Source organism: Mucilaginibacter sp. McL0603, assembly GCF_049992945.1.
Classification (GTDB): Bacteria; Bacteroidota; Bacteroidia; order Sphingobacteriales; family Sphingobacteriaceae; genus Mucilaginibacter.
Genome location: NZ_CP188251.1, coordinates 190,446 through 216,509, shown reverse-complemented (window position 1 = coordinate 216,509; position 26,064 = coordinate 190,446). Strand labels below are relative to the sequence as shown.

General features: G+C 38.6%; 25 protein-coding genes and 1 tRNA gene. 13 read left to right on the top strand and 13 right to left on the bottom strand.

All coding sequences use genetic code 11. The annotated features are described in order from the left end of the window. Nucleotides 1–86 precede the first annotated feature (86 nt). The 3 genes from ACPPVU_RS01060 to rmuC all read left to right on the top strand — a co-directional run bounded on the left by ACPPVU_RS01060 (nt 87) and on the right by rmuC (nt 2,136). Nucleotides 87–314, top strand: a complete 228-nt coding sequence (locus ACPPVU_RS01060) for a hypothetical protein (protein ID WP_426669833.1) — start codon at nt 87–89, stop codon at nt 312–314. Further along, nucleotides 301–693, top strand: a complete 393-nt coding sequence (locus ACPPVU_RS01055; protein WP_426669832.1) for a type II toxin-antitoxin system VapC family toxin — start codon at nt 301–303, stop codon at nt 691–693. The genes ACPPVU_RS01060 and ACPPVU_RS01055 overlap by 14 nt, the downstream gene beginning before the upstream one ends. 66 nt (nt 694–759) lie before the next feature. Then, the gene (gene rmuC, locus ACPPVU_RS01050) at nt 760–2,136 is read left to right on the top strand and encodes a DNA recombination protein RmuC (RefSeq protein ID WP_426669831.1); all 1,377 of its coding nucleotides are present in this window, start codon (nt 760–762) and stop codon (nt 2,134–2,136) included. 94 nt (nt 2,137–2,230) lie between these two features. On the opposite strand, the gene ACPPVU_RS01045 is transcribed toward rmuC, so the two are convergent. Then, nucleotides 2,231–3,082, bottom strand: a complete 852-nt coding sequence (locus tag ACPPVU_RS01045) for a hypothetical protein (RefSeq protein WP_426669830.1) — start codon at nt 3,080–3,082, stop codon at nt 2,231–2,233. Nucleotides 3,083–3,182: 100 nt separating this feature from the next. After that, entirely contained in the window at nt 3,183–4,229 is a 1,047-nt protein-coding gene (thiL, locus tag ACPPVU_RS01040; protein WP_426669829.1) for a thiamine-phosphate kinase, read from the bottom strand. 200 nt (nt 4,230–4,429) lie between these two features. On the opposite strand from thiL, the gene ACPPVU_RS01035 reads away from it, so the two are divergent. After that, nucleotides 4,430–6,052, top strand: a complete 1,623-nt coding sequence (locus ACPPVU_RS01035) for a hypothetical protein (RefSeq protein ID WP_426669828.1) — start codon at nt 4,430–4,432, stop codon at nt 6,050–6,052. An 80-nt stretch (nt 6,053–6,132) separates the two neighbouring features. Here the strand turns inward: ACPPVU_RS01035 and nadA are convergent, their stop codons facing one another. After that, nucleotides 6,133–7,125 (bottom strand): quinolinate synthase NadA, encoded by a 993-nt coding sequence (gene nadA / locus ACPPVU_RS01030; RefSeq protein WP_426669827.1) that lies wholly within the window; start codon nt 7,123–7,125, stop codon nt 6,133–6,135. Nucleotides 7,126–7,532: 407 nt separating this feature from the next. On the opposite strand from nadA, the gene nadB reads away from it, so the two are divergent. Next, a complete protein-coding gene (gene nadB, locus ACPPVU_RS01025) occupies nt 7,533–9,125 on the top strand; it encodes an L-aspartate oxidase (RefSeq protein ID WP_426669826.1) in 1,593 nt (530 codons plus the stop codon). Nucleotides 9,126–9,699: 574 nt separating this feature from the next. On the opposite strand, the gene ACPPVU_RS01020 is transcribed toward nadB, so the two are convergent. Next, nucleotides 9,700–9,772 (bottom strand) — tRNA-Gly (locus ACPPVU_RS01020). 61 nt (nt 9,773–9,833) lie between these two features. Here ACPPVU_RS01020 and ACPPVU_RS01015 point away from each other — a divergent pair. The 3 genes from ACPPVU_RS01015 to ACPPVU_RS01005 are packed head-to-tail and all read left to right on the top strand — an operon-like array spanning nt 9,834 to nt 10,934. Then, nucleotides 9,834–10,058, top strand: a complete 225-nt coding sequence (locus ACPPVU_RS01015; RefSeq protein WP_426669825.1) for a hypothetical protein — start codon at nt 9,834–9,836, stop codon at nt 10,056–10,058. After that, complete coding sequence (locus ACPPVU_RS01010; protein WP_426669824.1) at nt 10,040–10,417, top strand: type II toxin-antitoxin system VapC family toxin; 378 nt, start codon at nt 10,040–10,042, stop codon at nt 10,415–10,417. The genes ACPPVU_RS01015 and ACPPVU_RS01010 overlap by 19 nt, the downstream gene beginning before the upstream one ends. Nucleotides 10,418–10,421: 4 nt before the next feature. Next, nucleotides 10,422–10,934, top strand: coding sequence for a gamma carbonic anhydrase family protein (locus ACPPVU_RS01005; protein WP_426669823.1), 513 nt, complete (start codon nt 10,422–10,424; stop codon nt 10,932–10,934). Here ACPPVU_RS01005 and ACPPVU_RS01000 read toward each other — a convergent pair. From ACPPVU_RS01000 to ACPPVU_RS00980, 5 genes are all read right to left on the bottom strand, one after another. Continuing rightward, nucleotides 10,924–12,585 carry an Ig-like domain-containing protein gene (locus ACPPVU_RS01000; RefSeq protein ID WP_426669822.1) on the bottom strand — a complete coding sequence of 554 codons (1,662 nt, stop codon included), beginning with the start codon at nt 12,583–12,585 and terminating at the stop codon, nt 10,924–10,926. The two genes, ACPPVU_RS01005 and ACPPVU_RS01000, sit on opposite strands and share 11 nt — an antisense overlap. 109 nt (nt 12,586–12,694) lie before the next feature. After that, the gene (mnmG, locus tag ACPPVU_RS00995) at nt 12,695–14,557 is read right to left on the bottom strand and encodes a tRNA uridine-5-carboxymethylaminomethyl(34) synthesis enzyme MnmG (RefSeq protein WP_426672235.1); all 1,863 of its coding nucleotides are present in this window, start codon (nt 14,555–14,557) and stop codon (nt 12,695–12,697) included. Between the two features lie 92 nt (nt 14,558–14,649). After that, entirely contained in the window at nt 14,650–14,898 is a 249-nt protein-coding gene (locus ACPPVU_RS00990; protein WP_426669821.1) for a CBU_0592 family membrane protein, read from the bottom strand. Nucleotide 14,899: 1 nt separating this feature from the next. Next, nucleotides 14,900–16,768, bottom strand: coding sequence for an ABC-F family ATP-binding cassette domain-containing protein (locus ACPPVU_RS00985; RefSeq protein ID WP_426669820.1), 1,869 nt, complete (start codon nt 16,766–16,768; stop codon nt 14,900–14,902). Further along, a complete protein-coding gene (locus ACPPVU_RS00980) occupies nt 16,765–17,421 on the bottom strand; it encodes an oxidoreductase (RefSeq protein ID WP_426669819.1) in 657 nt (218 codons plus the stop codon). Before ACPPVU_RS00980 ends, ACPPVU_RS00985 begins: the two co-directional genes overlap by 4 nt. 87 nt (nt 17,422–17,508) lie before the next feature. Between ACPPVU_RS00980 and ACPPVU_RS00975 the strand changes: the two genes are divergently transcribed. The 4 genes from ACPPVU_RS00975 to ACPPVU_RS00960 all read left to right on the top strand — a co-directional run bounded on the left by ACPPVU_RS00975 (nt 17,509) and on the right by ACPPVU_RS00960 (nt 20,631). Then, entirely contained in the window at nt 17,509–18,219 is a 711-nt protein-coding gene (locus tag ACPPVU_RS00975) for a pirin family protein (protein WP_426669818.1), read from the top strand. An 87-nt stretch (nt 18,220–18,306) separates the two neighbouring features. Beyond that, the gene (locus ACPPVU_RS00970) at nt 18,307–19,083 is read left to right on the top strand and encodes an MlaE family ABC transporter permease (protein WP_426669817.1); all 777 of its coding nucleotides are present in this window, start codon (nt 18,307–18,309) and stop codon (nt 19,081–19,083) included. A 1-nt stretch (nt 19,084) separates the two neighbouring features. Continuing rightward, nucleotides 19,085–19,858: an ABC transporter ATP-binding protein gene (locus ACPPVU_RS00965; protein ID WP_426669816.1), complete on the top strand. Its 774-nt coding sequence runs from the start codon at nt 19,085–19,087 to the stop codon at nt 19,856–19,858. Nucleotides 19,859–19,866: 8 nt separating this feature from the next. Continuing rightward, nucleotides 19,867–20,631: an MlaD family protein gene (locus tag ACPPVU_RS00960; protein WP_426669815.1), complete on the top strand. Its 765-nt coding sequence runs from the start codon at nt 19,867–19,869 to the stop codon at nt 20,629–20,631. Nucleotides 20,632–20,691: 60 nt separating this feature from the next. On the opposite strand, the gene ACPPVU_RS00955 is transcribed toward ACPPVU_RS00960, so the two are convergent. The 4 genes from ACPPVU_RS00955 to ACPPVU_RS00940 form a co-directional block, all read right to left on the bottom strand. Next, nucleotides 20,692–21,201, bottom strand: a complete 510-nt coding sequence (locus ACPPVU_RS00955; protein WP_426669814.1) for a glutathione peroxidase — start codon at nt 21,199–21,201, stop codon at nt 20,692–20,694. 83 nt (nt 21,202–21,284) lie between these two features. Next, nucleotides 21,285–21,713 (bottom strand): rRNA maturation RNase YbeY, encoded by a 429-nt coding sequence (gene ybeY, locus ACPPVU_RS00950; protein WP_426669813.1) that lies wholly within the window; start codon nt 21,711–21,713, stop codon nt 21,285–21,287. After that, nucleotides 21,713–22,135, bottom strand: coding sequence for an ATP-binding protein (locus ACPPVU_RS00945; RefSeq protein WP_426669812.1), 423 nt, complete (start codon nt 22,133–22,135; stop codon nt 21,713–21,715). Before ACPPVU_RS00945 ends, ybeY begins: the two co-directional genes overlap by 1 nt. A gap of 1 nt (nt 22,136) precedes the next feature. Continuing rightward, the gene (locus ACPPVU_RS00940) at nt 22,137–25,463 is read right to left on the bottom strand and encodes a DUF4175 family protein (RefSeq protein WP_426669811.1); all 3,327 of its coding nucleotides are present in this window, start codon (nt 25,461–25,463) and stop codon (nt 22,137–22,139) included. Between the two features lie 148 nt (nt 25,464–25,611). Between ACPPVU_RS00940 and ACPPVU_RS00935 the strand changes: the two genes are divergently transcribed. After that, a complete protein-coding gene (locus tag ACPPVU_RS00935) occupies nt 25,612–26,049 on the top strand; it encodes a MarR family winged helix-turn-helix transcriptional regulator (RefSeq protein WP_426669810.1) in 438 nt (145 codons plus the stop codon). The last annotated feature ends 15 nt before the right edge of the window (nt 26,050–26,064 follow it).

The window sequence follows — 26,064 nt, the reverse complement described above, 5'->3', positions numbered from 1 at the left end:
TTAACTTGCTCATATTAAGCCATCGATGTAAAAATGGATGCTTATTTTTGTAACTTTATATATTCATAATTAAAATAAGGATTATTATGTATTCAGAAGCCAGGAAAATACATTTAATTGAAGAGGTTTTGAAAGTTAAAAATGATGCTGTTTTACTTGAAATTGAAACAATTTTGAACAGCTATAATAATAAAAGAAAAAAGAAAACCAGCGTTTATGATTTTGTGGGCATCATTTCAAAAAATGAAGGAGTTGAAATGAAACAGGCAATAGCTGAAACTTGCGAAAGCATCGATGAGAATGACTGGAAATAAAATATTTCTTGATTCTAATATTATAATAGAAGTTTTTGCAGGCAATAAAGAAATTGCTGACAAACTGAATGGACTGCCGACTTTTTATATTTCCTCTATAGTTCTCGGAGAACTTTACGTAGGCATTAACAGGGTTCTCAATAAAAATAAGCACCTAAACAAACTCACCGAATTTTTAGAATTATGTACAATATTAGAAGTTGATCAAACAACGGCCCAGTTTTTTGGTGAGATTACCGCAGCTTTATATAAGAAAGGTAAACCGATACCTACGAATGATATATGGATAGCTGCAACGGTTAAACAACATAATTTAAAATTAATTTCCCGCGATAAACATTTTACTGAGATTGATGATATGCTCTTGGAAAGCTGGTAATTTTCGTCCCTAATTCCTTTCTCTACCAAAATTTCCTACCTTCGTTTTGCTAATATTTTTATCAAAATGAGTTCGGTTAGTCTAATTGTTTCCGTAGTTATCCTTTTAATTGCTTTTGTGCTTTTTCTAAAAAGGCCAAAGAATCCCGGTGGTATTTCTGAAGAGGAGATGTTGCAGCTTAAAAAAGATAATGATCAACTTAAAATTACATTAGCCATAGCTGATGAGAAATTAAATGGATTGATTTCAGAAAAAGAATCCGTAACAGCACTTTTAAGGGAAGAAAAAGAGATACTCAAAAATGACCTTATCCAGGAGCGTGAAAAATTAGGACAGGCGAACCAGTCGCTTGAAAGTGCACGTTCTTATTATAAAGCACAGCAAGAAAAAATACAAGAGCAAAAAGCTGAAGTTGAACAGATAAGGCAGAATTTCCAACGCGAGTTTGAGAACATTGCTAATAAACTGCTTGAAGAAAAATCGTTAAAATTCAATGAAACCAATAAAAGCAGTCTTGATCTTTTACTAACTCCCTTAAAGGAAAATATAAAATTGTTCGAAGAAAAGGTTGAAAAGGTTTACAAAGCCGAATCGGATGAAAGAAATATCTTAAAAGGGGAGATATCGAAGTTGATGGAGCTTAACAAGCAGATCAGCGAAGAAGCAAGCAATCTGACAAAGGCTTTAAAAGCAGACACCAAAAAACAAGGCAACTGGGGCGAAGTAATACTCGACCGTATACTTGAAGCATCTGGTCTTATTGAAGATGAAAGCTATACTAAGCAAGGTAAAGGATTAAATCTTACTGATGAAAATGGCAACCGGTTTCAACCCGATGTGATCATTAATCTGCCTGATAATAAACATATAGTTATTGACTCTAAGGTATCTCTGATAGCCTATGAAAGATTAGTCAATTGTGAGACAGAAGAAGAGCGTGAATCCTATATCAAACAACATATAAATTCTATAAAAAGCCATATTATCGGTTTGGGCAGCAAAAACTACCAGGATCTATATGGCATTAATTCACCGGATTTTGTATTGCTTTTTGTACCCATCGAATCCTCATTCGTGATAGCAATACAAACGGATCTGGAATTATTTGAATTTGCCTGGAATAAAAAGGTGGTGCTGGTAACCCCTTCTACATTGCTGGCCACTTTAAAAACAGTAGCGTCCATATGGAAACAGGAACAACAAAGCCGTAACGCTATAGATATTGCTACTAAAGCCGGCACTTTGTATGATAAATTCGTCGGATTCATAGCTGACCTTAAGAAAATAGGTGACAATATTGACCGCTCAAAAGATGCCTATAATGATGCTTTCGGTAAACTGTCTACAGGCAGCGGCAATATGATTGGTAGAGTTGAAGTCTTACGTAAACTTGGCGCTAAAGCAACCAAGCAGATCGATCAGAAATTTATTGAAGAAGAATAATATTCTTAAAAAAGGCTGTCTTTTCTATTAAAACTAAAAGGGGTATTCTCAATATTGAGAATACCCCTTTTAGTTGCTATGGCAGAATCTATAATTAATTTATAGTGCAGCTATATTTTGTATTAATAACAGCAGTACCATCCACATTCAGCTTATCAGAAGTTACCTTAATTTTCATGTTAATAGTACCTTCTTTTGATATTGGAAAATTATTCTTTATATCATAAACCATCTTACCTGTTCCGGTTCCCGAAACATTAATGGATACCGCTTTGATTTGAAAATTCATACCGAAATTAGGTATCATATCAAAGTAGGCTTTCCCACCCGAAATGCTAACCAGTTTATAAGTTATACCGGCATCAATATGTATAGGTTGACCTTGCGTCATGGGTATATCCATTGGGGAACCCTGGGTAAATGTATCACCTGGTTTTAATGCCTTATCAGGAAATTGTATTTGCTTTTGAAACAAGTCCATCATCTGCTGCATTTTCTTTTCGGTGCTATCAACAACCACTTTTCCGTCAGCCGAATCTATTTTTAATTTCCAATCCTCGCTTATATGTCCTACCATCTTAAGATCCTTTTCAGTAACCTTTGGCGGAATAGGCATTTGCTTTCCATTAGCAGTAACTGAAATATTGCTGATCTTATAATCCATGTTTAAAGGAAAGGTTTTATCAGCGCTCATAGCACCTGTCTTTGTATCTCCGTTCAAACTTACCGACAGGATAGCATCAACCGGGTTTGTTATACCCTGCGAATTGAGTTTATCTAATAATTCCTGATCACCGGTCAGATTAACATTGAATTTTACATCACTATTAACTGATATTTTGTAATCGTGGTTAGGCAGATATTTTACTTTTAATACGACACCTTTTTGTGCCTTTACCTGTGTTAATGAAAAGCACATCAGTGCCAAAAAACATATCTTTTTCATAGGACGACTTTATTATATATGAGCTATTTGACTTGCCAATAAACTATAAGTTACATAATCTTATAAAAGTATTCTATCATATGAGTAAAGAAAGCCCCCTTTAGGGGGTTGGGGGAAAAGCATTCCATCCCTGTGCCTTCAAGGCATGTACAACTCCAGATTTTGTGATCAGGTTGCATCCTGCAGAAGCATCCGTTATATGCCCGATGATAGAAATATCCATCTGCAATTTTATTTTTTCGTAATCTGTCTGCTTAATAGTGAACAGTAGTTCGTAGTCTTCGCCACCACTCAGCGCACAAACAGTTGGGTCCAGGTTAAACTCCCTTGCCGTTTCATAGGTCATCGGATCAAGCGGTATTTTATCCTCATACAAATTACAACCCTTATTGCTTTGTTTGCATATGTGCAATATTTCAGAAGCCAAACCATCCGAAATATCTATCATCGCCGTTGGCTTTATGTCGATATCTTTCAGTAATTCAACAATATCTTTCCTCGCTTCCGGCTTAAGCTGGCGTTCTATGATATAATCTTTCCCCTCCAGATCGGGCTGAATGCTCGGATTCTCTATATATATCTGCTTCTCACGCTCTAATAATTGTAAACCCACATATGCACCACCCAGGTCGCCGGATACACATATCAGATCGCCTTCGTTGGCTGTATTGCGGTAAGTAATGTCTTTTTCATCCGCATAACCTATTGATGTAACACTAATCACCAGTCCCTGGCGAGATGAAGTTGTATCACCACCAACCAGATCCACATTAAATTTTTCGCAGGCCAGGTAAATACCTTCATAAAATTCCTCAACAGCTTCGAGTGGAAATTTACTGGATATGCCTATCGATACAGTCACTTGAGTTGCTGTGCCATTCATCGCACAAATATCACTCAGGTTCACCTGCACTGCTTTATATCCTAAATGCTTAAGCGGAGTATAAGCGAGGTCAAAATGTATGCCTTCCAGTAGCATATCTGTTGATATCAATGCCTTTTTTCCGGCAAAATCGATCACCGCGGCATCATCGCCAATACCTTTTAATGTGCTTGCATTTTTTATTTTGATCTGTTTGGTCAGATGATCTATTAAACCAAATTCACCCAACTGTTCAATATTAGTCCTTTCCTGGTTCTCAAACATTTCCTGCTATTTAAAACTTAGTTTGCAAAAATACGAAAGCTTATTTTCAAATAACTGTTACCAGGGTTTTATTTTACGCCTTGTTATTATATATTAAATTTAATCTTTAGTTTATATTACGATTTATTAATAGTATAATAATGATTAATAAACAATATAATTAATTATTATATTGATTTTTAGTACTTAAACCATATTTTATGAAAAATATCAAAACTCATCTAAAACCGCTTATGGCCTGCGCCATAATCACAGCTTTGCTGGTTTCATGCAGTAAAAACAGCAATCTTAATCCACAGGTTTCTGCCATTCCTTCGGCTAACAAAATGGTAAGCAACCTTAATCTTTCTTCCGTTTCTGAAGCAGAAGATTTTGAAGTAGGGACCACAAGTCCAAAAACAGCTTACGATGTATCACCAACCGGATCAAGCAGTGGCGACAACGTTACTTTACAAGGTAACCAGTGGAACATGTATGATGCACTGATTGGTAATTTGAGCGGTGACCTGAAAGACGGCACATGGTCGGCTCGTATGCGCAATACCGGCAAAATAACCATGTTGTTTGATGTTACCACCGGTATAAGCACGGTTACTGTTAAATATGGTACTTATGGTTCTGATGCAGCAAGCCAGTGGGGTTTATGGTATTCAACAAATGGCGGCAGCACCTGGACACAAAGCGGCGCCAATATAACTACCACATCCACCCTTCAAACCCAAACATTCACTTTAAATATTACCGGCACTGCCCGTTTGGAAATAAGGAAGCTCACGGGCTCAACTAACCGTATAAACATTGATGATATTACTATAAATGACAATACCGGTGGTGGCGGAGGTGGTGGCGGCACAGTATTAACCGGGAAAAAATTCCTTTTCGACGCCACTAAATATGAAAATGCGGGCAGCGCCGATTGGCAAATAGATGCGGATGGTACGGAAAGTGTGCCTATTTATACTGGTGGTACAACTGTTGAAGATAAGGCACAGCGTACACCAACTCCATCCTATACCGGCATTACATCAACTACATCCGAAACCTATTGGAAAGGCGCTTCATCTGCATGGGCAGTTTCCCTGGTAAAATTAGGCGAACTGGTTGAAACTTTGCCGGAAGGAACAGCAATCACTTATGGCAATAGTTCAAACCCACAGGACCTGAGCAATTATGATGTTTATGTAGTGATCGAGCCGAACAGGTTATTTACAGCGTCAGAAAAAACGGCTATCATGAACTTTGTTTCTAATGGAGGTGGATTGATGATGGTTGCCGATCATACCGCTGCTACAACAGGAGGTACCGATTCCAATGGTTATAATCCATCAGACAGAGACGGCGATGGTTATGATTCTCCGAGAGTATGGAACGACCTTATGACTAATAATGGTATCAATAATAACAAGCCGTTTGGTTTTAATATCGATTATATAGACATTAATGAACAGCCAACAAGTAATGTTTACGCCGGCACCAATACTGATGCCCAGAAAGTATTACATGGTGCTGAAGGTACAGCTTCAAAACTTTCATTTTATGACGGAACCACTGCTACATTATATCCTGCAAATAACTCAACCGTACAGGGTTTGTTCTGGAGAAGCAGCAGTACAAATGGCGGTAATACAGGTGTAATGGCCTTATTAGCAAGCTATGGATCGGGGCGGATTGTATTTATTGGCGATAGCTCACCTGCCGATGATGGCACAGGCGACACAAATGATAACCTGATCAATGGCTGGTCTGGAGACTCACCATCAGGATTTACATCACATCCTGCATTCCATTTAAATGCATCATTGTGGTTAGCTAAAGCCCAATAGGGATTTCACAGACTTATTTATGATTACACCGGTTAATATTTAAACTAATCGGTGTAATCTATTTTTCTTAATCAGTGTAATCACAAACCCAATCTTGCTGATATTTCCAGCATCCTCTCAATCGGTTTTACCGCCAGTTTTATAATATGCTCCGGAACAGTTATTTCTGGCATTTCATTTTTCATGCACAAATAAAGCTTCTCCAGCGTGTTCCTTTTCATATGCGGACAATCATTACAAGCGCAAGTATTATTCGGCGGAGCCGGGAAAAATTTTTTATCGGGGTTCTCTTTCTGCATTTGATGAATAATACCCGACTCTGTCGCCACTATAAATTCCTGTTCAGGACTTTTAGTTGCATATTTCAACAAACCTGTTGTTGAACCAATATAATCAGCCATTTTCAAAATGACATCTTCACATTCAGGGTGTGCCAGTAGTTTAGCTTTCGGATAGCGTTCTTTCAGTTTGGTAATTTTCTCTCTCGAGAATATTTCGTGTACCATACAGGCACCATTCCATAAAACCAAATCTCTCCCTGTTTTTTTTGCCACATAAGCCCCCAGATTTTTATCCGGTCCGAAAATGATCTTCTGATCTTTCGGCAAACTTTCCACTATCCCCACCGCATTGCTTGATGTGCAAACGATATCGCTCATTGCTTTCAATTCTGCCGTACAATTCACATAGGTGATAACCAGGTGGTCAGGATAAGCTTCTTTAAACTTCCTGAACAAATGTGGTGGGCAGCTGTCGGCCAGTGAGCAGCCTGCTTTCAAGTCGGGTAAAAGGACCTTCTTGTTTGGAGAAAGGATCTTTGCAGTCTCGGCCATAAAATGGACACCGGCAAATACGATGATATCCGCATCAGTTTTGGCGGCTTGCTGGGATAATCCCAGGCTGTCGCCAATGTAATCAGCAATATCCTGTATATCGGGTTCCTGGTAATAATGGGCCAAAATGACGGCATTTTTTTCCTTCTTTAATTTTTCAATTTCTTCAAAAAGGTCGAGTGTCGGATCTATTTCTTCCTCCACAAATCCCTTCACATTTATTTCCTCTAAGGTATCCATTTCAACAATTCAATTAATAACAATTAGTTTTATATATAAAAAGAACCTATTGTTATTGGTGTGTTAGTTTTGTTTAAAAGTATTATTGCAGGTGGTATAAAAAACAAGTTTTACATTTTTATTAACATAAAAAGACACAACTTTGTAGCGTATTAGTTTGATTTAAAGATGGCTGATATAAGCCAATATTTATTTTAAACCTTTTTTGTTAATATTTTCTTGCCTTATAAAATGTTAATTAACCTGATAATTGATCTCAAAATTACTGTAAAGATTATTTATAAATGAGACTAAAATGCAGGTTATCCACCTATAATTTACTTATTAGTTTTTTACCTACACAAAATTAACACGTTTTAAGGTCTTTCTAACACAAGTACTACTTTTACACAATATAATACATCTATATGACGAGAACAGCTGATTTTTTGGTGATAGGTTCGGGGATAGCCGGATTGAGTTTTGCACTTAAGGCCGCAAAGCATGGTAAGGTTCTGATAGTTACAAAATCAAATGAAGACGAATCAAACACTAAGTATGCACAGGGCGGCGTAGCCGTGGTTGTGGATAAAAAGGAAGATTCTTTTGAAAAACATATCGAAGATACGTTGGTAGCCGGTGACGAATTGTGTGATAGAGAAGTTGTTGAAATCGTAATTAAGGAAGGACCGGAGAGAGTTCGTGAAATTATTGATTACGGAACCAACTTTGATAAGACCAACGAAGGTATGTATGACCTGGCAAAAGAAGGCGGGCATTCCGAATTCAGGGTACTGCATTATAAGGATATTACAGGCTGGGAGATTGAAAGGTCTTTATTAGACCAGATTCACTTGAACCCTAATATCACTATTTTAACCCATTATTTTGCTGTGGATCTGATAACCCAGCACCATATGGGAGAATTTGTGGATAAATCAAGTAATGATAATACCTGCTATGGAGTTTATGTGTTGAATACATTAAACGGCCATGTGGAAAAGATACTTTCTAAGGTAACTATAATGGCATCTGGTGGTGCGGGGCATATTTATTCTATAACAACTAATCCCACTATAGCTACCGGTGATGGTGTGGCCATGGTTTACCGCGCTAAAGGAAAAGTAAGAAATATGGAATTTATCCAGTTCCATCCTACGGCATTATATAATCCGGGTGAATATCCATCATTTTTAATTTCAGAAGCAGTGCGCGGTTTTGGCGGGATATTGAGGCGTACAAATGGTGAAGAGTTTATGCAGGAATACGACGAACGTAAATCCTTAGCACCAAGAGATATAGTGGCGCGCGCTATTGATGCCGAGATAAAAAAATCAGGTGAGGATTATGTTTACCTGGATATTCGTCACCGCAGTAAAAAAGATATATTGGCGCATTTCCCTAATATTTATGCCAAGTGTTTAGAGATAGGTATTGATATGACCAAGGATATGATACCTGTTGCTCCTGCATGCCATTATATGTGCGGTGGTGTACAGGTTGATCATTCAGGCAGATCTTCTATTATGCGTTTATATGCCTGCGGTGAATGTTCATCAACAGGCTTACATGGGGCTAATCGTTTGGCATCCAACTCATTACTTGAGGCTTTAGTATTTGCACACCGTATTTACCAGGATGCTGTTGATAAGTTTAATAAGAATGTTATTCCTGAGAATATACCCGATTGGAACGAACATGGCGTAAAATTATCAAACGAAGATATCCTGGTTACGCACAACGTACGCGAGATGCAAAAGCTGATGAGCGATTATGTAGGTATCGTTAGATCTGATTTCAGGCTTGACCGGGCAATGCGTCGTTTGCATCTATTATATGAAGAAACAGAAGAATTTTACAAGCGTACCAAATTATCTGTTAAATTATGCGAGTTGCGTAATCTGATACAGGTATCTTATATTGTGGTAAAATCAGCCATGTTAAGAAAGGAGAGCAGGGGTTTGCATTATACTACTGATTATAAGGTACATGCAGAAAATGTGCATGATACGGTGTTTTAATATAAGAAATGGTGAATATTGTTCACGTTTGTACTTGTTACAGCGTCTTATGAACGCTTTAGTTTTTGAATAGATATTAATGACATTTTTTTCAATTTTTAAAAAGAAGCCGGACTCAGAAACGGGTTCGACTAATGGAACAAAGGAAATCATGGATGGAATATTATTTGATGAACAAGTTTTTATCAAATGGGGTTCAGACATTGAAGCTGATAAGTTATATATAAAGAGTATCGGGCTGACCGGATAATTTATCATTGGGGTGAACGATTTATACTAAATGGTCTGACTTTATATTTTAAAACGATTTGCTGGAACCATAAACAACATGGTGGTATCAAATCGTTTGAGACAATAGATTTTTCATCAGAAGATAGTGGATCAGAAATTACTTTTGAGGAGATTAAAAAGTACCTAACAAAGCTTTTCGGCGAAGCAAAAAAAGAAGAAGATGTTAAACAAGGGGATATAGCTTTAGAATGGAAAGTAAAAGCTGTGAAGATTTCCTTAAATCTTTTCTATAAAGATCGGAAGAAAGTGCATCTGGAAATGGGATGGTGGCTGTAATAAAAAGAGCGGAAAACGGGATTCGAACCCGCGGCCTTCAGTTTGGGAAACTGATGCTCTACCAGCTGAGCTATTTCCGCTAATGTACAGCGCTAAAGTAGTACTTTTCTTTGTAAATAAATATTTCTGTAAATTTGATAGATGGTACGCACAATTTTAACTCCCCGGGATACACATATCGAGTTGGATATACCTGCTGAATATGTAGGAAAAAAAATTGAGATTACATATCTTGCTTTAGACGAACTTAATGAAAAGCCGCCTAAAACTATGTCTGAATTTTGGGGGATATTATCTGACAAGACCAGTTCTGAATTGCATAAGGAAATAGAAAAATCACGCGCAGAATGGGACAGGAACATCTGATTGACTCAAATGTTATTATTGATTTTTTCAACGGTTCACTACCAGAAGCAGGGCGCAAATTTTTAAGTGCGATAAAACCTGTAATATCTATCATCACACAGATAGAGATATTCGGAAGCAAACATATTACTCCTGAAGAATACGATAAACTCAAACGATTTATTGATATAGCAACTATTTATCCTATTGATGAGGGGGTAGCTTTGGCTACAATAGATTTGAGATTACAATACAGTATTAAGCTCCCTGATGCACTGATAGCTGCTACGGCGATACATTATGATTTAAAGCTGGTAACAAGAAATGTTTCTGACTTTAAATTGAAGAACCTGGATATTATTAATCCTTACAAAATTTAATATTATGGCTTTAATTCTGCCTGTAAAAGACAAAGTACCCGCTTGGGGTGCAGATTGTTTTATTGCAGAAAATGCAACTATTGTAGGTGATGTAACCATGGGCGATAACTGCTCGGTTTGGTTCAACGCCGTTATCAGGGGAGATGTGCACTATATCCGTATAGGTAATAATACCAATATACAGGATGGTGCGGTGATACATGCCACTTACCTGCGTGCTGCTACGGAGATAGGTAATAATGTATCAATCGGTCACAATGCCCTTGTACATGGTTGTACGCTAAAGGATAACGTACTGGTAGGCATGGGAGCCATTGTAATGGATCATGCCGTTGTAGAGGAGTTTGTGATCATAGGCGCCGGCTCTGTTGTATTAGAGAAGACAATCTGCGAGTCCGGGTATCTATATGCGGGCACCCCGGCCAAAAAGATAAAACCTTTGAGCCAGGAACAAAAGGACATGCTGCGTCAGCTACCGCACAATTACATTATGTACGCCGGCTGGTTTAATGAGTAGTCGGTTCTTTGGGTATATCAATAGGTTCTTCCGCTTCCCAGTTTGATCTTAGGGTTATCTCTTTGCTGTATAGCCATACATTCTCAGGCTGTATGCGTTTTTTTACATTACCGCTATCCCATTTGCCGTTTTTGTTGTCATCGTAAATTACACGTATTGTGTATTTGCCTATAGGATAGTTTTTATACACCACATTCATACTTTTAGTTATAGGGTCCCGGTGTATAACTGTCTTATCCGTACCTGGACCTGTACCGCTTAATAGTTCAACAATGTAACCTTTACTCGTATCAGGAATGGTCACTTTAAGAGTAAGTTCACCATAATTATCAGCTTTATCCAGTTGGAATATTTTTAATGATTTTTTGTTTTTATCACCATAGATGTCCGTCAGTGAGCCCTCATTAAATATCAGCTGATAACGGCTGTTCGCTTTCCAGTTATATACAAATGTCAGTCTCTTCAAGGTGGTCGTATCCTTGGTTAGCGTAAAGTTGGATATATTAATTGAATCCTCATTAAGCGTTACTATTGACTTGTCAATGTTTTCGATCGGTAAATTAGAAGTAACTACAAGATTGCTGCCTGGTTTAAGCCTGCCGTCAGCACTTGTATTGTATTGCAAATTGATCGTATGGTCATAGGTCTCTTTTCGGCCTTTTCTGATAGTTACTGTATCAAGCGGTTTATTGTTTTGTAGAAATGATACCCGGAGCGAATCAAAGTCGAGACTGCGCATATAAACCATGGCCGTATCCCTGGTCTTATTAAAGTCAACAATTTTTTGTCGGTCTAATGTGGCAGGCTGTAATATTTTTACAGATGGGTTGTCAAGACTTTTGTTGAAAGTGAATAAAATTTTTCCGTCTACATCAAAACGATGGTCTGTCATTCTGAACTTGTCGGGCTCCTGTTTAAATAGGAACAAATGAATATTGGCCGTATCTTTTTTCAAGTGTACTGGTTTTGTTTGAAAAGCGATCAGTTCGTTGTCATTATCATATATCCTGTTGGCCGCAACTTCCTTTAACGCGTAGATGTAATAATCGCCTTCATGTAGATTGTTAAGTGAAAAATTTCCGGCCGAATCTATACTCGCGTAAATGGTTGGTTTCTTCTTTCCGAACAGTGTGTCCCTTTTAACGGGGAAAAGCATTACGGTTACATCTTTAGTTTCCTTTTCCTGTGTCATCAAATTTTGGACATTACCCGATACGCTTAGTGAATCGATGTGACTGCCGGTTGAAAAAACGTAAGTGAAATTTGGTACAATGTTTCCTTCATTCACATCGGCTATCGATTTACCGAAGTTGATAACGTAGGTCGTATTTTTTTGCAGTGTATCTTTGAAATCTACAATCAGAACTTTTTTCTTGACCTTATAAGTCGGGAGCTTATCCATCGCCGGACTTATACTAATTTCCTGAGATTGATTTTTTAAAGTGAAGTATTCATCAAACTCGAGTTTGATTTGTTTCTCTTTAAAATTCCTTGTCATGTTTGGCGGAGTTGCCTTCAATAATTTTGGTGGGGTACGATCTCTTGGTCCGCCCTGGGGTTTTTGCATGCTTGCGCAGCCAAATAATAGTAATGCGGTAAAAAATGGCAGTATTTTTCTCCGTAAAAAAGCAATCCTTTTATTTTGCCTCATTTTAAGCCTTATAATCGATTTTTATAGTTTTATGAAGATTACCATTCAGAATTAAAAATAATTAATTTAAAGCGATATTTTTAACGTGTTGATAATCAATAATTTATATCTACCTTGAAATGTGAACCATCAAAACCGAAATATCCGACGGTGACACCCCCGAAATTCTGGATGCCTGGCCTAAAGTACGTGGTTTTATTTTCATCAATTTTTCGCGCGCTTCTTTTGACAACGATACCAAGCCTTGATAATTGAATTCCGGATTGATCTCTTTATCTTCCATCTTCCGCATCTTTTCTACAATTTCTAATTCCTTCTCAAAATAACTCTCATATTTGATTTTTATTTCAGCCTGTTCAATTGTTTCTTTATCATAATTATTGAGCAATTCATCGAGGGCAGAATTGGCCTTTCTCAAATCTGAAAATGCGACCTGAGGTCGGCTCAATAAATTGAAGAGCTTTACATTTTGAGAAAGGGGTGAGGTACCTAATTCTTCCAAAAGTGGATTGATACCCGAAGCTTCTATCGAAACGTTTTTAGTATGAGCCACGATATCATCGGAGTTTTTAACCTTTTGATTTACCTTATCCATTCGCCCGTCATTGATCAAACCAAGTTCGTATCCGATCGGAGTAAGACGAATGTCGGCGTTATCCTGGCGTAGCAACAAGCGATGTTCAGCACGTGAGGTAAACATACGATAAGGCTCTTCAGTTCCCTTAGTTACCAGGTCATCTATCAATACACCAATATAAGATTCAGAACGCTTCATAATCAGTTCGTGCAAATCATTGATCTTTTGGTGAGCATTGATACCTGCAATAAATCCTTGTGATGCGGCTTCTTCGTATCCGGTGGTACCATTAATCTGTCCTGCAAAGAATAGGTTACTTACTAGCTTAGTTTCTAAAGTAAGGCCAAGCTGAATAGGCGGGAAGTAGTCATATTCTATTGCATACCCGGGTCTGAACATTTTAGCATTTTCAAAGCCGGGGATTTGGGTCAGTGCTTTATACTGTACATCTTCCGGTAATGAGGTAGAGAATCCGTTTACATAAATCTCAACAGTATTCCATCCCTCTGGTTCAACAAAGATTTGATGACGTTCACGTTCAGCAAAGCGATTGATCTTATCTTCTATAGATGGACAATATCTTGGCCCTAAACCTTTAATACGACCAGTAAACATTGGTGATTTTTCAAAGCCTTCTTTCAAGGTTTCATGCACCTGTGTATTGGTATAAGTGATCCAACAGCATCGTTGATCGGTTGAACGCTCCACATCAGTAAAGGAAAAACGACCAGGATTTTCATCACCCCATTGCTCTTCCATCACACTATAGTTTAATGAGCGACCATCAACACGGGGAGGAGTACCTGTTTTCATTCTACCCGAATCAAAGCCAAGTTCCACTAATTGCTCAGTCAATCCTGTAGCAGCTTTCTCACCTGTACGGCCACCACCAAATTTCTTCTCACCAATATGTATTACGCCATTAAGGAAAGTGCCATTTGTTAGTACTACAGCATCGCATTCTATTTCTACGCCGAGAGACGTACGAACTCCTTTAATAGTGTTGTTCTTTACTATTAATGAAGTAACCGTATCCTGCCAAAAGTCCACATTAGGGGTTCTTTCTAAAGCTAAACGCCATTCTTCTGCAAAGCGCATACGGTCGTTTTGTGCACGCGGGCTCCACATTGCCGGACCTTTGGATAGGTTCAGCATGCGGAATTGTATCGTGGTTTTATCTGCTATTATACCTGAATAGCCACCCATGGCATCTATTTCACGCACGATTTGTCCTTTAGCCACACCGCCCATAGCAGGATTACAGCTCATTTGTGCTATAGTCCCCATGTTCATGGTGATCAATAGAACAGAGGAGCCAAGGTTAGCCGCTGCCGCCGCTGCCTCACAACCGGCATGGCCGGCACCTACTACAATTACATTATATTTCTTAAACATTTTACCTCCATGTTCCACGTGGAACATTCAATTCTTCTTAAAATATCTCAAGCTCAACTCCAATGTTCCACGTGGAACGTTCAAAATTACACTCATTTATCAGATGTTCCACGTGGAACTTTAAATAATGATACTAACGCTACAAATGCCCAAATGCCTTCCAGTATGATAAAAGGATAGAATTTGATCATATAAGAAGCAAATCCACACATACCCGCACCTATAAAGTTCAATAAACTATAGGTTTTGGTATCAGCAGGTAACCTTTTATATAGATTGAGTAGGAATGCAATCAATAATATGATAACCCCAGTGGATGCTATGATGTCTGAAAGTTTCATATTATGCCTCGTTTAGTTCTGTTAATTCAATCCAGCGAATGCTTTTTGTGTCCAATTCATCGTTTAAGCCTGCAATTTGTCGTGCTAAATCTATTAATTGAGAATGATCACGAACTCCTGAATTAAGCTCTTGGGTCAAAGAAGCGATCTTCTTTTCTATTTGGGCTATCTCTTTATCCAGGTTTTCCAGCTCCTTTATCTCCTTAAAGCTAAGTTTGCTCTTCTTAGGTTGGGGCTTTTGCTCGATCTTTTCTACTACTGGTGCATTCTTAGCTTGTTGTTTAGCTATTTCCTGCTCATAACGATAAGATGAATAGTTGCCATTAAATATCTTCACATGGCCTTCGCCCTCCATGATGAATAGTTGATCGGTTAGTTTATCCAGTAAATAACGATCATGCGATACTAACATTAATACACCTGTATAGTTGGTTAAAAACTCTTCCAGTACGTTTAAGGTATCAATATCCAGATCATTCGTGGGCTCATCCAGGATCAGGAAGTTAGGGTTCTTCATCAAAAGGCTCATTAATTGAAGCCTTTTTTTCTCGCCACCACTTAAATTAGCTATAAATCCATATTGTTTTTTAGGTGGGAATAAGAACAAAGTAAGCAGGGCAGAGGCCGAAATAGTTTTCCCATCAGCCATTGTAATAAACTCAGCAACGTTTTTCACTACATCTATTACTCTATCATCCTCTTTAAATACTATACCCGATTGATGAAAATAGCCCATTACAGTAGTTTCACCCGTTTCAACCTGTCCTTTATCGGGGTTTAAACCGCCTGTGATCATATTAAGCAACGTTGATTTGCCACTTCCATTCTTTCCCGCAAGACCAATACGATCACCCTTTTTGAATACATAATTGAAATCTTCTACCAATCGTTGGCCATTGAAGCCCTTATTTAGGTGATGCAGCTCCATTATCTTGTTCCCCTGGCGTGCTGTTTTTACGCTCAGTTCTACTTTTCCTTTAGGACCGCCATTCTTGGTCTTCTCTTCCAGGTCATAATAAGCATCTATTCTCGCCTTTGATTTGGTGCCACGTGCTTGTGGTTGCCTGCGCATCCACTCCAGCTCCTTTTTCAGTAGATTGCTATTTTTTTGGAATTGTAGCTCTAATGTGCTCTCTCTTTCGGCCTTTTTCTCCAGATAATAGCCATAATTACCAAAATAGGGGATAATCTTACCATTATCTATCTCCAATATCTCGTTACAAACATTATCCAGGAAATACCTGTCGTGCGTAATCATCAGGATAGTTTTGGCGCCTTCGGTCAATAATTTCTCTAACCATTCAATAGTATCGATATCCAAATGGTTGGTAGGCTCATCCAATAGGTATACATCCGGATCTTCAATAAGTAAACGGGCCAAAGCCAAACGCTTCTTTTGTCCACCTGATAATGTATCTATCTTTTGGTTCAAATGATGAATATCTAACCTGCCTAAGATGGTTTTTATCTTATATTCATATTCCCAGGCATCACTATCACTAATTTCTTCGGTTACTTTATCGATCGCTTTAGTATTTTCAGGATCATTTTCCAGTAATTCTTCATACTGCCTGATCAGCTGCTGCTGCTTATTATCCGAATGAAAGATATAATCGCTGATGGTATAAGCCTTGTCAAAAGATGGATCTTGTTCCAGATAACCCATTCGCAGGTCGCGGCTTTGCACCACTTTACCTTCAACAGGCAGGAATTTCCCAGCCAATAATTTTAATAAAGTAGATTTACCCGCGCCATTGATGCCAACCAGCGCAACCCTGCGCCCGCGATTAATGCCAATGGTTAAATTTTTAAATAACCAATGATCATGAAATGAATGACCTAAATTTTCGGCCGAGATATAAGTGCTCACGCTAGTAGTTTTATTTTATCAGAGGCATGGATAAATACACCCTCATCGTTTTTTAAAGATTCATTAAACATTGCCAAAGCAACGGTTTGTGCAGGTATGCTCCTGTATTTCTTAAGTCCTCCAATTAACAGTGGATCGATCACTTTCATTATAACTGTGAATACTCGCTCCATTGGTCTTGATTCTTTCCTGTCGCCAGTCAACAAAGATGGCTGATAGATATGAAGACATTTTAGACCGACCTTTTGCAAGTCATCCTCGGTTTCGCCTTTCATTTTTGTATAGAAATTTGAGGATTTACTATTGGCTCCAATCGCAGAAATCAGGTGATACTGATTAACGCCGTTTTGCTTCGCTAATTGCGCCAGCTTAACAGGATAATCATGATCTATCTCACGATAAACAGCCAGGTCAGGTGTTTTCTTTTGGGTAGATCCCAAACAGCAAAAAACAGCGTGACCGGTTATAGCCGCAGCATGATCATCCAGCTTATCAAAATCAATTACTAATTGAACCAGTTTCTTATGTTCAATAGGCAGTTTTTTCCTTACTAATATCAAAACCTCATCATAGTCAGCTTTACTCAGCAGGATATTCAGCAATTTACTGCCAATTAGTCCGCTTGCACCCGCTATGATCACCTTCTTTGACATTATAAGGTATATTTTTCCGCAAAAATACGCATAATTAAATTGTGGAATAAAAATTGTATGTTTAAACATACAATTAGAGATTATATCATGAAGAAAACAATACATCCCGCTAACGAACGGGGACACAATGACATAGGATGGTTAAAAGCAAATTTCTCATTTAGCTTTGGCCCTTATTACAATCCTGCAAAAGTACATTTTGGTGCGTTGCGCGTATTAAACGATGATATTATTGCCGGCGGAACAGGCTTTGGTACCCACCCGCATGACAATATGGAAATTATTACCATCCCTATTTCAGGTGCATTAGAGCATCGCGACAGCATGGGAAACATCGGTGTGATTACAGCCGGCGAGGTACAGGTAATGTCGGCCGGAACAGGTATCCAGCATTCAGAATATAATCACTCTAAAACTGAAGACGCCAATACTTTGCAGATATGGTTATTTCCAAAAGAAATGAACATCGAACCAAGATATGATCAGAAAAGCTTTACAGATAAATTAATACCTAACCAGTTCGTCACATTGGTTTCACCATATAAAGATGGCGATGCGATATGGATCAACCAGGATGCTATATTTTCTATGGGAGATTTTGAAGCCGGTCAACAGGTAAAGTATGACGTAAAGATACCAGGTAATGGCGCATACACCTTCCTGATGGAAGGTAAAATAGCTGTGGATGAAACAGTTCTAAACAAAAGGGACGCTTTGGGTGTTGAAGATATGAGTTCATTCACCATTGAAACCCTAGATCAGTCACGTATATTGATAATGGAAGTACCAATGCGATAAACAGGGCATTTCCCTGGGCCAAGGGTTTTTGAGCTGGTAAAACAATTTGAATATTAGTTGTTTATAACAGGCAATCAATTATAACCAATGGCAGAAGAGGCAATACCCGTTTGGAAAAAATGGTTTGAAGGAAGCGGCGACCAGGTACTATTTCTAAGAGGATTTTTCAGAAATGCATTCAGAGGCGGCTTTGAGTGGTCAGAGTTTGTACGTCAATGCTACGAGATAGGCTATAAGTCTTTTATGCTTGTTGGCACTACAGCATTTATAATGGGGTTGGTTTTAGCATTACAGCTAAGGCCAACCCTTGTTGATTTTGGAGCACTAAGCATGCTGCCAAAAACATTGGCAGTTTCTATTGTTCGTGAAATTGGCCCGGTAATTACCGCTATCATATGTGCCGGTAAGATAGGCTCGGGCATAGGTGCAGAGCTGGGCAGCATGAAAGTGACCGAACAAATTGATGCCATGGAGGTTTCCGGCGCTAATCCTGTTCAGTATCTTGTAGTTACCCGTATACTGGCTACAACCTTCATGGTGCCCATTTTAACACTCCTGGGCGATGTGTTAGGACTCATAGGAGGGTTTCTTGCCATAAATATCTCCAGCAACGTAAGCGCATTGCTTTACTTTAATAAATGTATAGCTTCCCTGGACTTCACCGATTTTTTGCCCGCCTTTATTAAAACGATATTTTTTGGGTTCATCATTGGCTTTGTGGGATGCTATAAGGGCTACAATTCAAACCGGGGAACGGAAAGCGTAGGTCTTGCGGCTAATTCGGCAGTGGTCACAGCCTCACTTTGGATCTTTGTTGTTGATGCTATTGTGGTGCAAATCAGCAGTTTACTTTTTTATCATTAATATGGAAACGCAAGAAAAAATTATTGAGAAAAAAAGTAAGCAGGCTGTTGAAACTGTGATTCACATTAAAGGTCTCAAAAAGTCATTCGGTTCAAAAGAGGTTTTGAAAAATATAAACCTTGATGTAAAACGCGGCGAAAACGTGGTTATACTGGGTAAATCCGGTACAGGTAAATCTGTTACCATACAATGTATAGTAGGCATGCTGCTGCCTGATGGTGGCGAAGTATCTGTTTTTGGTGAAGAGGTTGCTGAATTGAAAGAGAAGGAGCTAAAGGAACTCCGCACTAAAATAGGTTTCCTGTTCCAGAGCGGTGCATTGTATGACTCCATGACTGTGCGTGAAAATCTTGAATTTCCGTTAACCCGTGTATTAAAATTAAAAGATCAAAGTGAAATAGATCAGCGGGTTGAGGAAGTATTGGATAATGTGGGCCTATCTGATGCAATCGATAAAATGCCGTCTGACTTGTCGGGTGGTATGCGTAAACGGGTTGGTTTGGCCCGCACGCTAATTGTTAAGCCCGAGATCATGCTTTATGATGAGCCTACCACCGGGCTCGATCCGGTTACATCCAGGGAAATAAGCGAACTGATCCTGGAGATGCAAAAAAAATATAAAACCACCTCTATCATCATTACTCACGATATGGAATGTGCAAGCATTACAGCCGACAGGATAGTGGTAATGAACGACGGCGAATATATAGCCGAAGGCTCGTATGAAAAGCTTAAAAGCTCAAAAGAACAATTTGTGAGATCATTTTTTAATTAACAACTGATATGAAAACCACTTCGAGACAAAAAATAAAGATCGGTGTATTTGCTTTGGCGGGATTGGCCGTACTGGTGCTGGCGATATTTTTTATAGGCAATAAAAAGAACCTTTTCAGCTCTACATTTAACGTGCATGGGATGTTTAAAAACGTGAGCGGTTTACAGGTAGGCAATAATGCACGTTTTGCAGGCATAAATGTTGGTGTCGTTCAGGATATACAGATAAAAACAGATAGTTCTGTAAATGTGGTACTTACACTGAATTCAGATGTAAGAAAATTCATTAAAAAGGATGCAAAGCTTACTATTGGGAGTGACGGTTTGATGGGCGATAAGTTAGTTGTAATTGCTCCGGGAGGCGTCACAAGTAATGAACAGGTTGATGATGGCGGGCAGTTAGCAACAATTAACCCTCTGGATGTAGATAAGATTATGAATAAATTCACTAAAATGGCTGATAATGCCGGGGACCTGGTGGAGGGGCTTGCGGATATCGTAAATAAAGTAAACAGCGGGCAGGGTAGTATAGGCAGGTTACTAAACAACGATAAAATGGCCAGAAATATGGAAAGTACCGTTAAACAGGCGCAAACAACCATGGCCAATGTACACAAAACCTCCAATACATTAAATGAAGACCTGACAGCTGCCCAGCATAATTTTCTGCTGAAAGGGTTTTTCAAGAAAAAACAAAAGGTAAAAGATGACTCGCTAAAAAAACTTAAACAGGATTCTACCAAGAAAGCGCAGGATAAGGCCGCCAAACAATAAATGAACTAAAAAGGCTCACCGGTTAATGGTGAGCCTTTTTAGTTAGAAGTTTCTTAAGAATTATAAATACTTAGTCAATTCTTCAGACATTGGGGTAACCTTTGATCTGAAACGGTGGATCAATTTTCCATTCTCATCAATAAGGAATTTCTCAAAATTCCACTGAATATCGCCGGTAAAATCAGGGTTTGGTGTTGTTGTTAAATATTTAAACAACGGATCAATGTCATCACCTTTAACGCTTATTTTTTCACTTAAAGGAAAAGTAACGCCATAGTTTTTCTGGCAAAATGATTTAATCTCTGTTGCAGTACCGGGTTCCTGCTGGCCAAAGTTGTTAGCAGGGAAGCCTACAATTACGAGTTTGTCTTTGTAAGTGTCTGCCAATTTTTGCAATTCAGCATACTGAGGGGTGAACCCGCATTTTGAGGCGGTGTTTACGATCAGTACTTTTTTGCCTTTGTATTTGGCCAAAGAGAAAGGGTCGCCATCAATGGTTTTTAGTTTAAAATCATAAACCGAGGCTGGGGCAACAAATAACAGTGTGAAAAAAATTGCTAATATTTTCATAGTTTTTAAATTTAGTTTCGCTTTAAAGTGGCAACGTAAAATTAAAGTATAAAAGCGTAATTAACCTAAAAACACCATCTGCTTTATGTAAAATTTCTGACACTCAGATAATGATCTTCTTTACCTGTCATAATTTTCTTTTTTTCTGCCGTTTTGTCTTGATATCCTAATAAATGCAGTGCACCATGAATGACCACACGATGTAACTCGTTTGCCTCACCAGAGTTAAATTTCAGGGCATTTTCACGAATGCGATCTATAGAAATAAAAATATCACCTTCAATAATTCCTTTTTTTTCTGAATTGTCAAAGGTGATAATATCTGTATAGGTATCATGATCAAGATATTGCTGGTTTATCTGCAGCAAATACTGGTCAGAACAGAAAATGTAATTGAGTTCTTTAAGCTTATAACCTTCAGTTTCAACAGTGGCCTTTATCCAATGTTTTACCCCGGTTTTCTTCTTTAATTTAAAGCTGATATCTTCTTCAAAAAAGTTTATTGAAGGCATTATATTTTAAAATGAAGTTCAACTTCATTTCCTTTTGTGTTGAATATGCATTGGTCAGCAAGCTGTTTTACTATAAAAACGCCTCTCCCTGTTAAATTTTCAAGGTTTTCCTCGGCAGTTGGATCTGGCAAATGATCATAATCAAAACCCTCACCCTCATCGGTAATGGTCCATACTACGCGTTTTGCATCCACATCGGCGTTTACAATAACTTTTTTGCTTTCGTCCAATTTATTACCATGTACAATAGCGTTTATAGCAATCTCATTCAGACAAGTCATCATATTGGCAAAGGTATCTTCGCTTACCTGGTGTTTGTCAGCTATTTGTTCTATTAAAGTTTCCAGTTGCGTTATGCTTTCCGGTTTTGAGGGAAGCTGTAAAGTATAAAGCTCGCTGGTTTGTACATTCGCTTCTGGCATACTATTTAGCATTAAGTTGATCAAAGTAAGATTTAATTTTTTGTTTGTAATACAAATTAAGTGCCGGAGATACAGTCTTAATCTGTTCGGTTTGTTTTTCTTTTGTTTTCTGGTAGTCCTGTAACGCTTTTATGTATCCCGGAGGCATATCCTTTCCAACATTGCTTTCGCGTTGCTGGTCCTGATCCCGTTGTTGCTCTGCTTTTTCTGCCTCTAGCAGTCGGGTTTGAATTTGTTGTTGCCTCTTTAGCACCTCGTCAGTTATGCGCCTGTTTACGATATCGTTTTCAGTTTGTTCCATTTCTTTTGAAATTTTATCCAAATTCCCCAAGCCACCGGCACCATTTTTATTCTCTTCTTTGTTAATTTCCTGTAGTGCTTGCCTTATAATTTGCTGTTGGCGGGCCATTTTTGCCAATTGTTCACTCATCCCGCTACGCTGGCTTTGTGACATATTTCCTTGCTTTTGCAATTGGTCACGCATCCCCTGCATATTCTGGTTCAGCTGCTGCTGCATCTTATTTAGTTGCGATAAAGAGGGTTGTTTTGATTTTCCTTTCCCGCTTTTACCATTCTTCATCGAGTTTTGTAATTGTTCAAGTGCTTCGTTCAGCATCAGTGCCAGGTTGTTCATCGATGTCATTGCATATTGCTGATTTCTTGAAGCTTCTGCTGTACGGCGTTCTCCCAGATTTCCCAACGACTCATCGATATGGCTATTTATGCTGCTGATCTCCTGATTTACAGTTGATTGTATTTGAGGAACCCGCTTACTTAGCGCATAAAGGCTGTCTTCTGCTGTTTTTAAATTGTCTTTTATGTCTTTTTGTTTTTGTGCTAATATACCATAATTTGGGTCAGTTGGGTTAGTATTTTTTAATGTTTCCATCACTTTTTCCTGGTCGAAGGAGCTATTAATTAAATTTTTTAATAATTCGCGCAGCTGTTGTGCATCAACATTGTTTTGTGCATCTTCCCCTTCTTCGTTCTTCTGCTCCATTTTGCTGGCCATTTGCTGCATTTGCTTTGCGGCTTCCTGCTGAGATTGTGCTGCTTTTTGTTTGTTATTCTTTTGCAGGTTCTCTGCGCTCTGGCTCATTTGCTGGTCTACCTTTTGCTCGTCGCTTTTCGGATTTTCAAAATCATTTTTATGCTCGGCGCTATCATTTATTTTTTGCAGGTTATCCAGTGATTGCTTTACATCCTGGAAATTCTGCTGCAACTTTTGCTGCTCTTGTTGCAGAGCCTGCGGGTCCGAATTTTGTTGCTTGGTCTGCTCAGATAATTTTTGCTGCTTATCTGCCAGTTGATTTAACTCATTGATATTTTGATTCAATTTCTGGTCAAATTCCAGTTTTTTATACAATTCCAGTATACGGTCGAGTTCTTTTTTAAGGGACTTATTATCTACCTGCATTTTTGACAGTTCGTCACGCGTAGCATCTTTTTGCTCCTGGTCCATTAAAGCCTGCAACTTCTTTAACAGATCCTGTGTTTTCTGATCCAGCACATTATTGAACAGGTTTTCGATCTCCTTTTGCTTCTCGATCAGGTCTTTGTTCTGTTGTTCATTTTCCTGGCGGTTATACATGTTCTTTTTATTCTCGGTTTGTATATCCTTCATCAGGTCGTCCAGGTCTTTTTTCTTTTGCAACAAGTCGTCTATCTGCTTTTTTTCATCAAATGATAATGAGTTTTTATTCAGCAGAAGCTGATTTAGCTTTTGTGCATCCTTTTCAACCTGGCCTGCCAGCTTAATAGCATCCTGCATTTTTTGTTTAACCACCTGGGTGCCATTGTTCAATTGATCGTTCAGCTCCTTTTGGTTGGGAACATTTAAAATATGCACGGGCGAGCGGACTTTCTTAGGGCCTGATACTTCGTCATTATCTGCAACTTCAAAATAATAAGAGACCTGGTCACCCGGTTTTACACCCAGTTGTTTCATATCCCAGAAATAGAAAAAATCCGCCTGTGGTTTACTCAGATCGGCCTTCACAGTCTTAGTTATGGTATGTTCTGTTCCTTTATTACCGGGAGCGCCTGTTTTATAATTGAATGTAAGTGACGAAAATCCATGGTCGTCCTGTATTTTGCCGTTAAAATAAAGGGCCTTACTGCTTACCGAGTCTGATTTTTCTTCAACTGTGATGGCAGGTGGTTCATCGGCTACCACATTAATGTGATACGATGCTGAGTCGCCACGGCTAACCGATGCATTTTGCGGACTGATTTTATATTCAGAGTTTTTATAGATCCTTTCGGTATGCTCAAAAATATCCTGGGCAGATTGAACAGCATCGTACCGTTTGTTATTCATATCGAATACAATTCCGGTCGCGTTTTGAGTATGCAGTTCCCATTTAACTGATGTACCGGCCGGAATCGTAAGATCACCCGCATTAAGCAATTGCTCATTTTTTTTATGCAGATAAGCAGGGTAGTTCAACTCCACATCAAAATGCAGCAGTGATGGCTTAAGATTAACTTTTATCTCATAAGGTACAGATGTAAAGCCATTGCCGCTTACCCGGAAAACCGTATTCTTTTGCAGGTTGCTAAACAGGTAATGAAAACGACTGATGTTTTCTTTATCCAATTTAAAGGTGTTATTAGCCGTTTCGATATACACATCCGAGGGTAATTTGTCACCTTCTAATTTCAGATCTAATTTCAAATCATCACCTTGAACTACTGAAAGCGACTGATTGAGCACCACAAATTTGAAGGGGGCTACCGGTGCAAAGTATTCGTTATGTCTGATAAGCCTTTTGGTACTTTCGGTTAAAATAGATGGCGCGGCAAGTGCAATAATGCAGATCAACGCTACCGGGAATACGATCCACTTTAAATATTTTCTGTTTTCACGGATATTAATGGCTGAAGGAAAGCTAACCGGTTTTAATGTTTCAATTTTTTGGTCGATGCTGGCTTCTATCAGTTCCCTTTGCTGCTGGTTAGAATCCGCCAGTTTTTTAAGCTGAAGAGTATTGAGCAGCTTATCGCTCACATCGGTAAAATGCTTGCCGATGATCTCGGCAGCCTGGTCGTGCGTAATTGTCTTGCCTAATCTGAGCCAGGCTAAAAGCGAAGGAATGATCAGCCAAAGGATCAACCCGAGATTAAGAAATATAAAAAAGTAAAAAAGAAAGGTGCGGAATGCTGTATTAAAGTTGCCGTAATATTCGCTTACCGTAATAATCACATAGGCAGAAAAAATCCCAGCTCCCAGGAAGATCAGTCCCCTTAATAAATTGTTGAAATAATACTTGCGGATGAAAGTATCGATCTTGCCGATTAACAACTCGTAATTTTCTGACGCTCGCATATTCACCAATGAAAAACAGTAATAATAAAGTTAACGTAGCCTAACTATCAAAATTATAACTTTTAAATGATAATTGAGCCTTGAGCCGTCAGGAGAATTGGCTTATATTTGTAAGGTAAACTTATAAGTTTAACTAACTACTTTTGCCATGACTCAGAATAATGACCTCCAACTCGCATCCAATCTGCGTACAGTAGTAGCCCGCTTAACAAAAAAATTACGCAAAACTTCTGTTACAGGGCAAATGCTTTCGCTTACAGAACGTTCAACTATATCAGCACTTTATCAGCATAAACAATTGCTGCCAAGCGAGCTGGCATCTATGGAAAAAATTACCAATCAATCGATGTCGCAAGTACTGAATCATTTGCTTGAGCTGGGATTTATTACCAGAACCGCATCTGAAACAGACAAACGCAAGGTGATCATTTCGTTAACCGAAGAAGGAGAGCGCATATTGCTGCAGGTAAGGAGCGAGCGTGATGAGTGGCTGGCTAATGCGATTAAGGAAAATTTTAATGATGATGAAGAAGCATTACTCAGAAAATTAATAGCGCCATTGACCAGGCTGGTTGACTTTGAGTAATTGGTTTAATATTAA